Raw genomic sequence first — 12,476 nt, 5'->3', positions numbered from 1 at the left:
GCTGAACTTGCTTTTTTTCATTGTCCCTAAATTATAAAACTACATTAATATTCGTAGCTGTTTTAAGGGGAGATTACACGGCCAGGTATTGGCCAGATAAATCTGGTAAAAACCTGATCGATATCTGTAAAATAACTGGACAAACACCGAAGAAAGTACGGTATTAATGCGAAGAAAAACCTAGGTTCCAATAGGTGTTACGCAGGTGTTCCACGTCCTGATCGCGAAAGAGTTTCTTTTTATTCAAGACTTTGGCAACCGCAATGATGCCCTGGTTTTGACAACGCAACAAGGTACTTTTGCTTATACCCACCCTATCCATGGTATAAGCCGCATCGCGGTAGACAGTTTCTTCTGCTTCTTTATTGAAAATAAAGCCATGTATTTTCTCCGTATGCTCTTTAAGCCCCTTTACCTCATGGTACAATAACCGGAATAAATGGGCACAGCAGTGGCAGGGCATAGCGCCACGGTTTATCTTTAAAGACATTTTATACGATTTTAGATTTAAAAATTGATTCTTGTCACATCAGCAGATATTTGATACCTTTGAAACAAGGAAATTAATAGATAAAGAATGATATAGAACGATTTTTTTAACATATAATATTTAGCGACAGCTATTTTACTCGTTTCTGAAATATTGCGACTTATTAAACTTTACACGAAGAAAAATAGACTGATCGCCCGCGCATGCGGGCATCGGTTTCTTTGTGTAAAGCCGTGTCGCAACGGTTCAGAAGCGGGAAATTCGATGACCCGCTATTTTTTTGACCATGCCTAAGATATTATCAACCGAAGATTTCATCTCACAGCCACTTGAAAAACACAGCTTTAGCGAAACGTTTCTACAGAAATGCCGGCAACAACAAGTTTTGACATTGAAAGACCTCCTGGCTTTAGGCACGCAAGGTTTGCTGCGTACTTCATCTTTTGACGAAGCCGATCGTGAGGAGCTTTATGCATACCTACAACAGCATCGGATCCTCTATTTGCTCACGCTAAACCGCTAGCCAGCTTACCAAAGCCGAGCGTCCACAAATTCGCGGATTGCAGGTGCATAATCCGGGCCGATCGGAATGCCCTGTTGCAAACCACGAAGCATGATCTTGTTATCCTGAATTTTCACAATCAGCTGCTTGTTAATCAGAAAAGAACGCTCTGCCATCATAAAGTTTTCATCTCCCAGGCGTTCACGTATTTTCTTCAGCGTTTTGCGGGTTCTCACTTCCCTGTTCAACAACTTGATCAGGCATGTATTTTTTGCCGCCTGCACGTATACAATATCATCGATGTCTACGCGCACTGCCGCCGTTGAGTCAACCTCCTTCACAAACAGATAAGGATCCTCCACCTTTACCTGTTCCAGCTTCAAACCTAAAATCGATTCCGTAGCCCATGTAACGGCCTGCTGCAAACGATCAAAAGCAATGGGTTTCATCAAATAATCTATCGGATGCGTTTCGAAACTTTCAACAGCAAATTCCCGGTGCGACGTGCAGTAGATCACCCTTGGCGGATCTATTAATCCCTTCATCAAATCAATCCCGGTGAGCTCCGGCATATCAATATCCGCAAAGATCAAGTCAACCTGATGCTCCAACAGCCATCCAAAAGCGGCCGACGCGCTGGTAAAAGTCTCCACCACCTCCAAATCCGCAAACCTTTTCAGATAAAAGAGCAGCATATTAATCGCCTGCGGTGCATCGTCAACTAACACTACACGGATCTTCCTTAGGCCTGTCATTTAGGTCAGTTTGAGTGAAACAGTATAATCCTCGGCTTCATCCTGTATGTGCAGTTCAAAGCGGTCCCGTAAAAGCATATTCAGTCTACGCGTAATATTGTTCAGTCCTATCTTGGAGGAAGGCACGGTTGGGCTTCCCTTCTTTTTCCGGTTATAGCAGGTAAACAAAAAAGATCCATCCGAATATGCTACGTTAATCCGCAAAGGACAAGCTTCCGAAATCACTCCATACTTCATGGCATTCTCTACGATGGTAATCAGCACAAAGGGCGGAATCAGATAGGCCGTCTTCACCCCCTTACTTCCATAAAGCACCACCGAATCACTACCCAGTTGCCGGCGGATTAAGCGTATCAATCGTTGTACCCGCTTTAGCTCCTTATTTACGTTAACCACTTGATTAATATCCCTTATCCGCTCGTTGGAGTAATCCAATAAAGACTCGAGGTCCAGCACCGACTCCAGCATGCGGGTATCATTATGCCGTACCGCCATACCTCCCAGCATATTCAATCCGTTCTTAATAAAATGCGGGTACATTTCGGCCGTAAGCAAACTCATCAGGTAATGATTTCGTTCTTCTGCCAATTTGCGCGCTATCCGCTCCGCCTCCAACCGTTGTTTAAGCTCTTCAATCCGTTGTTTCGACTCCTCTTTCAGTCTTCGCAGCACTACATAAAGTACGCCATAGGTAAAAGCTCTGAATAAACCTAGTATACAATTCTGTGCAAACTCCCGCTGATTAAAGTCTACCTCTGTTTTGGTAATCGACATGCCCCAAAAAGGCATCACACCATAGATATAATGATACGCCATTACACTGGCTACAAAAGAGAATAAAACCAATAGCAGGCAACCCACATACCACCATCTGGGCGACAGTGCCAGATTGACGATCAAAGCGAAGCCCGCGCAAATGGCAATAAAAACAACCTCAAAGCCCAAAACCGACCATATGGTGATGGTGGGCATCATTAATCGATTCAGCCAATAAGAGGCAAAGCAATAAAAAAAAACGGGAATGAAATAAAGCAAAAAGCGTTTATAGCCCGTTTGGTCTAGTAATTTTAACATCATACGCCTAGGTTTTAAAAAAATTGAGAAAGCTGAATTTACCCATTCTAGATGGAGCAGGCAAGAAAAAAAGCTAGCTGTCTTCAACCATATACCGGTGTATATGCAGCCAGCCCTCCCAGTCGCCCGGATTTTGCTGCGTGTAAACCTCCAGGTAACGGTATAATCGTTGCACCACCTGCTGTTCAAATAGCGTACGGCTGGCACTAAGCTGCGGATGAATTGTAGGCTGTAGATCAAAATCAATTTGCCCATTGGTACGGCGTTTGCAAATCAGTGGAAGAATTGGACACCGGGCTAAATAGGCCAGGGTAGCTACCCCTTTCCGTACCCGCAGGCATTTGTTAAAAAAATGAACAGCACAGGCATTTTTAACCGTTAAGGTGTTGCCCGTACCCGAATTTCCGTCCAGATAAATCACCAATTTCCGTCCCCTTTTTAAAGACGCCAACAATTGCAACAAAGCTTTCGGATGCTGCGCATCAGTTAGATGAAATGAGTTCTCAGCCCGGTCTGATGCAGTTTCCCGGAATATCCGGTAATAGTCCGCCTGCTCTTCCGCCAGCACCTCACTTGCCACCAATAAAGAAAAAGGCACGCCCTGCTGCATCAACAATTTATTGATCAGGCGGTAAGAACCCGTATGATAGGTGCAGATGATGCCCGCTCCGGGCTTTAAGGCCTCCGCGTGCAATACATCCAACGTACCGGGCGCTAAATAGCCTAAGGCCTGCGGATGATGTTGATCTAAATGACTCAGGTGTTGCTGAAGGCAGAGCTTTTTAAACAACTGCTCATGCCTTTCATAAGGTATGGCCGGTAAAAAAAACTGCAGATTGGTACTAAAACGGATAAAACGCCGCAACACATCCTTACGGCCGAAGATATCCAGTTTTTCCACCTTCTGGCGTAGTTGGGCAAGCGCCTCCAGATAAGGCAATTGTAAATACATTTCCATTACATATTGTATTAATTTGTTGAGAGATAATTGATTTAGGCACGAGAAGGTGTCTAAAAAATTGTCATTTCGACCGGACCCCGAGGCTTCGGAGGAAGTGGAGAAATCTGTTATTTGTAACTAACTCATTAAGAGATATCTCGATTCCGTTACACTACACTCGATATGACGTTGGAGGTCTTTTTAGACACCCTCTGCATGATTAAAGGATTACAAAATCACATTTACGCTCATCATCCGGTTCATCGTTGTCTACGAACCCCAATAAATGTGCTACGCCTCTTGTAGCATGAGCGTTGCGATTCCACAATTTCTGTTCTTGATTTAATTGCATCGTTTCCATGAATTTAATTTTTAATAGTTAATCAATCGCCCGGTTTAGCAGGCCGGGCCTACGCCTGTACCCTTGGCCAGAGGGAAAACGTGATCATCACGATGCAATACTCTCAAATGCGCATTTATATCACAAATTCATGTGATTAAGTTGAGCAAAAACGAGACAAAAGGAGCATTTTTGAAAAAAAAGCCTTCGTTTCGAAAAACCCTGCCTTTGTCACGTAAACAGGGGTGTTCGTCCCATCGATTTGTATCCCACCAGGCAAATAGCTATCTCGCGCAGGAACCAAGTACTTTATTATGGAAAGATTTTTTACTTATGCAGAACAACGCGTTGAGCTAAACCCGGAAGAAAAGCAGTTCATCCGTGCACATGGCAGAATACGCCGATATGCGAAAAAAGCATACTACCTATTAGCAGGCGAACGTAAGAAAACCTGGTGTTTTGTTTTGAGTGGCTTGCTTGCCGGGATGCATCATCGAGGCGACAGCAGAGCCGATCTCCTATGGATTGCGCAGCAATATGAATATTTCACGGGCACCAAGCATACTTTTTCCGACCAAGCTGAGGGTTTGGACATCCAGATCCTCCGTCCCAGCGAACTCTTAGAATTACCCTTGCAGCAAGTACGAACAGTTCTGCCACAATACCCACAGCTTGCCGAACTGTTTCAAATTTTGCTCCGCAAAAAACTAATGATGACGCGCATGCTTTTCAACATTCAAAAGGTAACCGACGGAGCCTTCCGTTATGTAGCGTTTCGGCAACAGCTCCCTGAACTGGAAAGACAGTTGACCATGGAAGAAACGTGCCGCTTTCTCAACATTATCCCAACGACTTATAAAAAAGGGCAGCAGCTCTTTTTTAAGCTCCCGAGCTAAAGCAACCGCTACTTCCGTACGAAAAAAAATCGAAAAAAAATGGTCACTCAGTGACCATTTCTGGCCTCTTCAGCTTATTAGCTTTGCTTCTAATGGAGACGATAGGTAGAAATAGCCGAACGATAGGCATCAGTTCCATTACCGGCCGGCCGCCGATCAGTAGGATGAGTGCGGAGCATCGGCAGCCCGCCGGTTAAAAAGAAAGGAGAAGCAAACGATGATAAAAAAAGTGCTTGAAAAGTGGACACCCTTTATACTGGAGACAATAGTGCGAGCCACGTTTATTCTACTTTACAGCTACACCGCTGCAATGAAACTGGCCGACTTTGATGTATACCGCATCAAGATGCACCGGCAGGTTTTTCCCAATTGGCTAACCGAGGTATTGATTTATGCTTTGCCGGCCACTGAACTAATGATGTCCATCTGGCTTTTCCTCCCTTTCTTTTTCGAGCGCAAAGTACTTCGCTTTGGACTCAAAGCCAACGTATTGCTCATGGCGTGCTTTACGGTATACGCCTGGCTTGCTAAAGAAAAAATATTTGGATACATCCCTTGTGCCTGTGGAGGCATTTTTGAAAAAATGGAATGGCCGGAACACTATGTGTGGAACCTCCGGCTAACGATACTTGCTGTAGGAGGAGCCTGCCTACAGTATTGGTCAAAATTCAGGCTCATCACCAACAAGCTGTATACGCGCTGGTTTGGCCGTACCCATCGTGCACAAAAGGTGCTACCTCATCAGTAAGTATACTTTCCATTGTTCCGGATTATCGGGAAGACGGGATTTTAGGCAAAACACAAAGCTCTTGCAAACAGCCAGAGAAACTTAGAAAAGTTATTTCAGCCTAAACTGCCCAGGCTTACGATAAAAAAGAGCTGGGGAAAAACAGCTTGTTTAAAACTTAACGTTATGAACATTAAAAAAGTTACAGGAACTGTACTGGCAGCAGTGATGTTGTCGGGCAGTGGTATCGCTTTAGCAAAGGTAAAAGCAGCTAAAGCAGAAATGCTTAATAGGCAGGAGCAAGAGTGGCTGTACTCTGGGGGCAATCCCCTATCGTCTTCCAGCTACATTCACAACACGGGCACGAACCTTGAAGATGCTTGTGCCGGAGGGGTAAACATGTTTGGAATCAAGGCCGAAGCTTCCGCATCAAATCCCGATCAGCCAGTAATCGATAGCGAATTACAAAGCACTATTCAATCGGGGGGATCATCAGATCGTGTATTTAGACAACCTTAATGTTTAAATACTAAACAATAATCTAGGCCGACTTCTCAGTCGGCCTAGATTATTAATTCTGTACTATTCCAGTTTGTTCAATCACCACCTGCGGTATAAGAAATACATATTGATTCGCATCAGCGGCAAGTTCAAAATATTCACTACCCAAACGCCTTCGCAGCACCCGCTTAAACAGTTCTTCTTGGTTTAACCGTCTCAGATCAGGCCATCTAATCCCACCACGAAAAGCAAGTTCTTTATAACGTTCCTGCAACACCAAAGCCAAAGCTTCCGCCTGGTCATTTGTTCCTACCAGTTTAAAAGCGTTATTCTTGAATCTATTTGCCAGTACATGATTTAGGTCATTTAAACCGGCGGTTATATCCCCTTTACGGACACGGCATTCCGCCCGAGTCAACCACATTTCATCCGTGCTGATGCCAAAAAAGGCGGGTCCGGCAGCATAGCCGGCATAATCCCCATAAAAACCCAATACGCCGCCGCTATTATATTTGTAATACAATGGTCGCCGTAGATCGCCCTCCGCATAACTGCGGTACAGGTTTGTATCTACCTCCATCGAATTATTATTAAAGACGCCCGATGAAAAAAGCAGTCGCGCATGGAAAATCACTTCTTTATTTAAGGCCTGAAATTGCCCGGTCTTTACCGTATCCAGCTCGTTATAATCCATAAGATCACTTTGCAGCTGTAAACAGGAATCGGCATAGATACCCGCCTGCTCGTAGTCTCGCATGCTAAGGTATATCCGGCTTAATAAAGCAAAAGATGCTGCTCTTGATGGCCGTGTAGCAACAAGCGGCAGATCAGGTAATAAAAGCAAAGTTTCCGAGACATCAGCCAGTAACCGATCGTATGTTTCCTTAATCGTTGCCCTTGTTGTTGGCGCGTTAATATCAGCGGTCATCCTTAGCGGTATGCCGGGCTTTTCCAGATTTTCTTCACTATAGGGTAAGGCAAATAATTGGGCCAAATGATAAAAAGACCAAGCCCGTACAAAAAGTGCTTCTCCTTTTATGCGTAGCCGGTCGGCTTCTCGTAAATTTCCTACATCTGCGTTCTCAACTGCGCCCAGCACTACGTTGGCATCAAATATCCGGGTATAGCTAGATGACCAGCTGTTTACCTGCGAAGGAAGACGCTGCCATAAATATGTGCTACGTGCCAGTTCTGTCAACCTTTGCCAGCTCTGCTCAGAAAGATAATAATAATCACTGGCCACATCTCCGAGATCCGGATTGTTATCATTTTTTCGAATTTCACTGTCTAGGATAGCCTGTAAATCAGCAAGTTTTTCGGTTAAAGCTAAAGAGCTGTCGGGTTTTGCATCGAGGTAATCACTACAGGAGCTGCCAGCCAAACAGCAAAGCCCTAATGCGATATATACACTATATTTCATCATGATATTTCTATTTAAAAGTTTAAGTTGATTCCCAATGCATATGTTCTTAACGGCGGATTCAAAGTATAATCAGGGTCGATATCGTTTTTACTGGCTTTCCACAGAATGCCTAGATTGTTTGCATAGAACGTAAAGGTGAAGTTATTAAACGGACTTCGAGGCCCGCCATTTACGGTATACCTCAAGTTGATGTCTTGCAACCTGAGATGGTCACCTTTTTCAACCGTAGCCTCAGATTCTGCATAAAACTGGTCGCGCATGCTGTTTGCTGGGTACATCAGTGCAGGTACCGTTGTTTTTAATTCATCTCCAGACTGCTGCCATCTTAGCGCATAGTCAGCATGTCCAACCACGGTATTTGGAGATAAAAGCATGCTATACCAAATGGTATTCCGCCGATATACATAATTCATACGGTAAGTAATATTGACCGATAGGGTAAACCGCTTATACGTAAAGTCATTGCGCAAGCCTCCGAAAACCTGTGGCAGTAAAGAGCCATTATATACTAATTCATTGGCCGACTGCGGATATAACAGGCTGATATAATCAACACTCCGATTACCTTCGCTATCAAAACCTACAGGATCACCCGTTTCGTGATCCAGACCACCAAATCGGTAGCTGAAAAGACTATTTAAAGGGTATCCCTTGGCTGGCGGAAGCAGTAAGCTGCTGGCGCTCACAAACTGGTCATAGTCTAACTTAACTAGTTTATTTTTGTTCGCGGAAAGGAAGAAGTTAGATGTCCAGTTGAATTTTCCCATCAAATTTTCGCTTGTGAGTGAGAAATCCAGTCCCTTATTGCTAACAACCCCGCTATTTCTGTTCAGGACGGCAAAACCCGTCGTAATATCCGCATTTACCAGGGCCAATAAATCGGTAGATCTTTTTGCGTAGTATTCCAGGCTACCGTTTAACCTGTTACCTTTTGTACTAAAGTTAAGGCCTAGGTTCCATTGCGATACGTTTTCCCATTTCAGATCAGGGTTTGGGGGATTCTGAACCGTTGCATATGGCAGTCTTGCCAATAAACTGGGGGAACTATTATAACGGATGGTTGTTAAGGCTGCCACTGAGTTGTTCACATTTCCGCTTTTTCCGTAAGAAGCCTTTAAACTCAGCAAGGGAAGCCAGCTACTGTGATAAAAAGATTCCTCGTTAATCAGCCACTTCAACCCAGTGGACCAAAGTGGCTTCCACTTGTTATTAGTAGCAGTTCCAAAAAGATTAGAGGCGTCCCGTCTAATACTTGCCGTTAGGATATAGCGATTTTTGTAGGTATACGATGTATTTCCGAATAGGGAGATAAAACGCGATAAGGAAGTTCCGAAAGCCTGTTCGTTGGGGATGGACGTACTCGAGCCCAAACCGTCAAACATCGGAAAACGGGTTACCAAATCTACCGGCGATGATGTCTTTAAATCATCATCATAACCATATGCCCTATTCCGTAAATAGGAAAATGCTTGCTGCCGTATCTCTCCACCCAGCATGGCAGTAATCCGATGATCTATCCAATCTTTTTTATAGTTAAGCTGTACCCGACCGTTATGGGTTTCCATATCCGAGCTGCCATAATCAAGAATTCCACCCATAGGTATTGGGCGGACAACATTTGATCCATCCAGCTGTGTATAGCGATTAATAAGATCGCGCGTATAGAACAGTTCATTGCTTCTAAAATTATGTTCGCCCTCATCCTGCCGCTCGTACTGGTAACGAAATTCAGCAGAAAAGTCTTTACCGAAGGCGTAGTGAAGCCTCGCATTGGCCGTCAGGTTTTGATTTTTCATCACGTGATCGGCTAAATAAATTTCTTCAAGTGGGCGATACGTCCAATCCAATAGTCGCCCCTCTCCTGCCTGCGTAATGTAATTATACCGGTAACGCTGTTCGATGGGCAGCGGATTCCCTGCTTCATCCGCCAGCGTCGCATAGGGGTACAGCTTGGTAACCGATGGTGACAGGCCCGGTTCTCCCGTATTATTCAGCACTTGTCTGCGGCTTATATAAGCAAAACCGACATCAAAAGTCATCTGCTTGGTAAGCCTCAGTGTATAGTTTGTGCGGACACTGATACGGTTAAGCGCATTCTCTTTAAGCTGCTCCAGATTTCGGTCAAAACCGGCCGCAACCATATAGTGGCCCCTCTCCGTCCCTCCGTTAAAATTCAGTGCATATTGCTGATTGAAACCGTTTCTGTAGAAGTAATTTTCATAATCTTTACGTACATCCCTCGTTCTAAAGTGGTTTATCTGCTCATAGCCCCGTTGCTCACTTAGCAGCCCCCTGCTCATTGAGTCCAGCAGTTCCACCACCGGTGTAATCGGCGGCCGGGTAGTGGTATTGTTTAGGTAGGCATTATAGGCACCGTTTTCATAAAGGAATATTTCTGTATCGATGAATTCAGAGGTAGACATCCGCGGCTGATAATACAGATCAGGAGCCGTCACCCAGGTAGCATTGGCCGTTAGCGCAATCCGGTTAGACTGTCCGTACTTTCCCTTCTTTGTCGTAATGACCAACACGCCATTCCCGGCTTTAGCTCCCCAGATAGATGCCGCTGCCGCATCCTTCAAGAAAGTAATATTTTCAATATCATTTGGATTTATACTATTAATATCCCCCTGATAAGGAAAATTATCCACAACAATTAACGGTGAACTTAAGCTGACCCTGTCTGCCAAAGTGCTGCGTCCACGCACTAAAAAGTTTTGTGTACCCCCGTCCCGCTTATCAAACAGCACGCCCGGCACCAAGCCATCCAGTCGCGAGATGATGTCCGTTGAGATCTGCCGGTTTAAAAGTTTATTATCCACCAGTTCGAATGCACCTGTAAGCTGTTCCCTAGGCAGACTCTGATAACCGGTTGAAACCTGCACCTCCTGCAAATCGTTTATAGAATCGGTTAATACTATTTTGATTATAGAATCGGCAGGAAGCAGAATTGTGGCTTTGTAAGTTTTGTAGCCAACATGCGACACTTCCAGTACGGTATTATACGCATCGATGTTGCCAATCATAAAAAAGCCTTTGGCATCCGTTTCCACGATTGATTTTAATGAATTTAATTTTACAACAGCACCGGCAATAGGGTGATCTTGCACAGAAAGTACCTGACCACGCAGGTTATGTTGCTGTGCAAAAAGTGTCTGATTCAAAAATAAAAAGACACTAAAAAGAACTGTTCTCATATTGATCAGTTTAGGATATTATAATGTGGGTTCATAAATACAGTGGGTGCGGATTCTGCCGGGATATAGCCCAGCCTACTGAGCACTAATGTCGGTTTACTTTTTTCGGTTGCCCTGTCAGACAGAACAAACATTTCCATTTCCTGCTCTTCCTCAACAAGCTTTAAACCTTGCTTTACCAGGCATTTATTTAAAGCTTCAAAATCTGTAAGATCATCAGGCAGGTCGATATTCATGCGCGTCTGCCCATGCAGGTCAGTAGCAGTTATCACGGGCGGTAAAGGGCCAAAAGTGTCTGTATTGCACTCATTAAGCAAGTATAAAAATTCGTCAATCGGATAATTCAACAAGTAATTTATCGCCCCACTAGGAGAAGGTCCTAATTCCTTCTGCTTGTCATCCAAACGGTGCACCACTCTTCCGTTTCGAACAAAGGTTCGTTCGCCATCATTCGATAGCGTATCTGAATATCCTACTTTTATGAGGCGAAGGACGGTCAGCATTCTTTTTTCTATGCGTGCCTGCAAGCCAAAAAAGAAATCGACATCTTGCTTTAACCTGCTTCTAATTCCTTCCAGCCCCACAGCCATTGGTGCGTAACTCTCGTAGCAATAGGTATATTTCCGCTCCCAGTTGATATCGTAACCCGTGTTCAGTCCGTTTGCCTGAATATGTGGAAGCATATCTGGTGGACTAGTTACCGCTATTATTCTTCTGTTTGGTTGTAAAGGAAGCCCTCCAAATAGCCGTGTCAATGCATAAAACTCAAGAATAGATCGGTTACCGATATAATGATGAATTTGGCGAGCCACTGTATCGGTATCCGTTGACAATATCGCCGTCAAGCCATCAATATGCCCTAAAAAACCTGTATAGTAAGCAGTGGCATTGGTTGTTTCATAATTACTGCCTAAAAACGGCTTACTAAGCCTGAATTCTCTCTTTTGCCCAATTAGCGTATCCTTGCGGCCCTCTAATTTTGCCCTCAGGTAGTCGGCGGTAATTAAGTTAGGTAAAGTAATAACTTCTATTTCTCCTGTAGAAGAAATAACGACAGTATGCGGAATGGTCTGCCTAGGAAAATAACCTCTTAAGCTCTCGTTTACGATGGTATAAAAGGAAGGCTCTAGCTGCCCAATGGGCTTATTTTTTTGATTGTTGAGGAATATCCTAATAAGCTTTTCGTTTTGCGAGGTAACAGGTAGGAGCATCAGCTTTGCTGGAAAAACGCCTTGTAAAGAAAACAAATGCGGCATCTCCGTTATACATGGCCCACACCAAGTGGCCCAAAAATCCAGGATGATGAGCTTGCCTCTGTAGTCATTAAGGGTTACGTTAGTGCTTCCCTCCTGCCCCGCTTGTACCATTCGCAGTGGTAGGTTCCATAAGGCTTCGGGAATGGTGTCTCCTATTTGCAATGGCTTAATAGAATCTGTGGCTAAAGCTGCGGCAGCAGGGTTGCCTAGACCCCGCTGCCCGGCTTGAGCCAAACAAACACAGAACAAGATCTTTAGGGTTATGAGGTATAGGGTGTAAGGTTTAAGGGCGAGCTGTCTTGTCCTGATATAGGTTGACAGTTTATTATTTACAAACTGACAAGCATGATGGCGAAATTACAGAGAATGACCGTT

The 12,476-nt window shown here is 44.3% G+C and carries 12 protein-coding genes; 4 read left to right on the top strand and 8 right to left on the bottom strand.

From position 1 onward, the window contains the following. Positions 1-163 precede the first annotated feature (163 nt). The gene (locus EPX21_RS07760; protein ID WP_134089102.1) at positions 164-490 is read right to left on the bottom strand and encodes a hypothetical protein; all 327 of its coding nucleotides are present in this window, start codon (positions 488-490) and stop codon (positions 164-166) included. 286 nt (positions 491-776) lie between these two features. Here EPX21_RS07760 and EPX21_RS07755 point away from each other — a divergent pair, with 286 nt between their 5' ends. Further along, entirely contained in the window at positions 777-1,013 is a 237-nt protein-coding gene (locus tag EPX21_RS07755) for a hypothetical protein (protein ID WP_134089101.1), read from the top strand. Positions 1,014-1,018: 5 nt separating this feature from the next. On the opposite strand, the gene EPX21_RS07750 is transcribed toward EPX21_RS07755, so the two are convergent. The 4 genes from EPX21_RS07750 to EPX21_RS22635 form a co-directional block, all read right to left on the bottom strand. Further along, positions 1,019-1,747: a LytTR family DNA-binding domain-containing protein gene (locus EPX21_RS07750; RefSeq protein ID WP_134089100.1), complete on the bottom strand. Its 729-nt coding sequence runs from the start codon at positions 1,745-1,747 to the stop codon at positions 1,019-1,021. Beyond that, positions 1,748-2,824, bottom strand: a complete 1,077-nt coding sequence (locus EPX21_RS07745; RefSeq protein WP_134089099.1) for a histidine kinase — start codon at positions 2,822-2,824, stop codon at positions 1,748-1,750. A gap of 70 nt (positions 2,825-2,894) precedes the next feature. Then, on the bottom strand, positions 2,895-3,779 hold the full coding sequence (locus EPX21_RS07740; RefSeq protein ID WP_134089098.1) for a hypothetical protein: 885 nt from the start codon (positions 3,777-3,779) through the stop codon (positions 2,895-2,897). Between the two features lie 202 nt (positions 3,780-3,981). Then, positions 3,982-4,122, bottom strand: coding sequence for a hypothetical protein (locus EPX21_RS22635; RefSeq protein ID WP_166670707.1), 141 nt, complete (start codon positions 4,120-4,122; stop codon positions 3,982-3,984). Between the two features lie 293 nt (positions 4,123-4,415). On the opposite strand from EPX21_RS22635, the gene EPX21_RS07735 reads away from it, so the two are divergent. The 3 genes from EPX21_RS07735 to EPX21_RS07725 all read left to right on the top strand — a co-directional run bounded on the left by EPX21_RS07735 (position 4,416) and on the right by EPX21_RS07725 (position 6,243). Then, positions 4,416-4,997 (top strand): cyclic nucleotide-binding domain-containing protein, encoded by a 582-nt coding sequence (locus tag EPX21_RS07735; protein WP_134089097.1) that lies wholly within the window; start codon positions 4,416-4,418, stop codon positions 4,995-4,997. A gap of 217 nt (positions 4,998-5,214) precedes the next feature. After that, positions 5,215-5,745, top strand: a complete 531-nt coding sequence (locus tag EPX21_RS07730) for a MauE/DoxX family redox-associated membrane protein (RefSeq protein WP_134089096.1) — start codon at positions 5,215-5,217, stop codon at positions 5,743-5,745. A gap of 165 nt (positions 5,746-5,910) precedes the next feature. Then, the gene (locus EPX21_RS07725) at positions 5,911-6,243 is read left to right on the top strand and encodes a hypothetical protein (RefSeq protein ID WP_134089095.1); all 333 of its coding nucleotides are present in this window, start codon (positions 5,911-5,913) and stop codon (positions 6,241-6,243) included. A 52-nt stretch (positions 6,244-6,295) separates the two neighbouring features. On the opposite strand, the gene EPX21_RS07720 is transcribed toward EPX21_RS07725, so the two are convergent. Genes EPX21_RS07720 through EPX21_RS07710 form a run of 3 tightly spaced genes read right to left on the bottom strand, consistent with a single transcriptional unit; the run spans position 6,296 to position 12,350 of the window. Then, positions 6,296-7,648 (bottom strand): RagB/SusD family nutrient uptake outer membrane protein, encoded by a 1,353-nt coding sequence (locus EPX21_RS07720; protein ID WP_134089094.1) that lies wholly within the window; start codon positions 7,646-7,648, stop codon positions 6,296-6,298. Positions 7,649-7,659: 11 nt separating this feature from the next. Then, the gene (locus EPX21_RS07715) at positions 7,660-10,845 is read right to left on the bottom strand and encodes a SusC/RagA family TonB-linked outer membrane protein (protein WP_134089093.1); all 3,186 of its coding nucleotides are present in this window, start codon (positions 10,843-10,845) and stop codon (positions 7,660-7,662) included. A 5-nt stretch (positions 10,846-10,850) separates the two neighbouring features. Further along, positions 10,851-12,350 carry a TlpA disulfide reductase family protein gene (locus tag EPX21_RS07710; RefSeq protein WP_134089092.1) on the bottom strand — a complete coding sequence of 500 codons (1,500 nt, stop codon included), beginning with the start codon at positions 12,348-12,350 and terminating at the stop codon, positions 10,851-10,853. Positions 12,351-12,476 lie beyond the last annotated feature (126 nt).

Source organism: Olivibacter sp. XZL3, from assembly GCF_004368405.1.
Lineage (GTDB): Bacteria > Bacteroidota > Bacteroidia > Sphingobacteriales > Sphingobacteriaceae > Olivibacter.
The sequence above is the reverse complement of the archived record's forward strand: the minus strand, read 5'-3'. Positions and strand labels throughout refer to the sequence as shown.

What these genes read in the sequence shown, in the direction of transcription:
- EPX21_RS07730 (WP_134089096.1), top strand. Translation starts at nt 5,215, where the DNA reads ATGATAAAAAAAGTGCTTGAAAAGTGGACACCCTTTATACTGGAGACA.
- EPX21_RS07725 (WP_134089095.1), top strand. Translation starts at nt 5,911, where the DNA reads ATGAACATTAAAAAAGTTACAGGAACTGTACTGGCAGCAGTGATGTTG.
- EPX21_RS07755 (WP_134089101.1), top strand. Translation starts at nt 777, where the DNA reads ATGCCTAAGATATTATCAACCGAAGATTTCATCTCACAGCCACTTGAA.
- EPX21_RS07715 (WP_134089093.1), bottom strand. Translation starts at nt 10,845, where the DNA reads ATGAGAACAGTTCTTTTTAGTGTCTTTTTATTTTTGAATCAGACACTT.
- EPX21_RS07740 (WP_134089098.1), bottom strand. Translation starts at nt 3,779, where the DNA reads ATGGAAATGTATTTACAATTGCCTTATCTGGAGGCGCTTGCCCAACTA.
- EPX21_RS07760 (WP_134089102.1), bottom strand. Translation starts at nt 490, where the DNA reads ATGTCTTTAAAGATAAACCGTGGCGCTATGCCCTGCCACTGCTGTGCC.
- EPX21_RS07745 (WP_134089099.1), bottom strand. Translation starts at nt 2,824, where the DNA reads ATGATGTTAAAATTACTAGACCAAACGGGCTATAAACGCTTTTTGCTT.
- EPX21_RS07720 (WP_134089094.1), bottom strand. Translation starts at nt 7,648, where the DNA reads ATGATGAAATATAGTGTATATATCGCATTAGGGCTTTGCTGTTTGGCT.
- EPX21_RS07735 (WP_134089097.1), top strand. Translation starts at nt 4,416, where the DNA reads ATGGAAAGATTTTTTACTTATGCAGAACAACGCGTTGAGCTAAACCCG.
- EPX21_RS22635 (WP_166670707.1), bottom strand. Translation starts at nt 4,122, where the DNA reads ATGGAAACGATGCAATTAAATCAAGAACAGAAATTGTGGAATCGCAAC.
- EPX21_RS07750 (WP_134089100.1), bottom strand. Translation starts at nt 1,747, where the DNA reads ATGACAGGCCTAAGGAAGATCCGTGTAGTGTTAGTTGACGATGCACCG.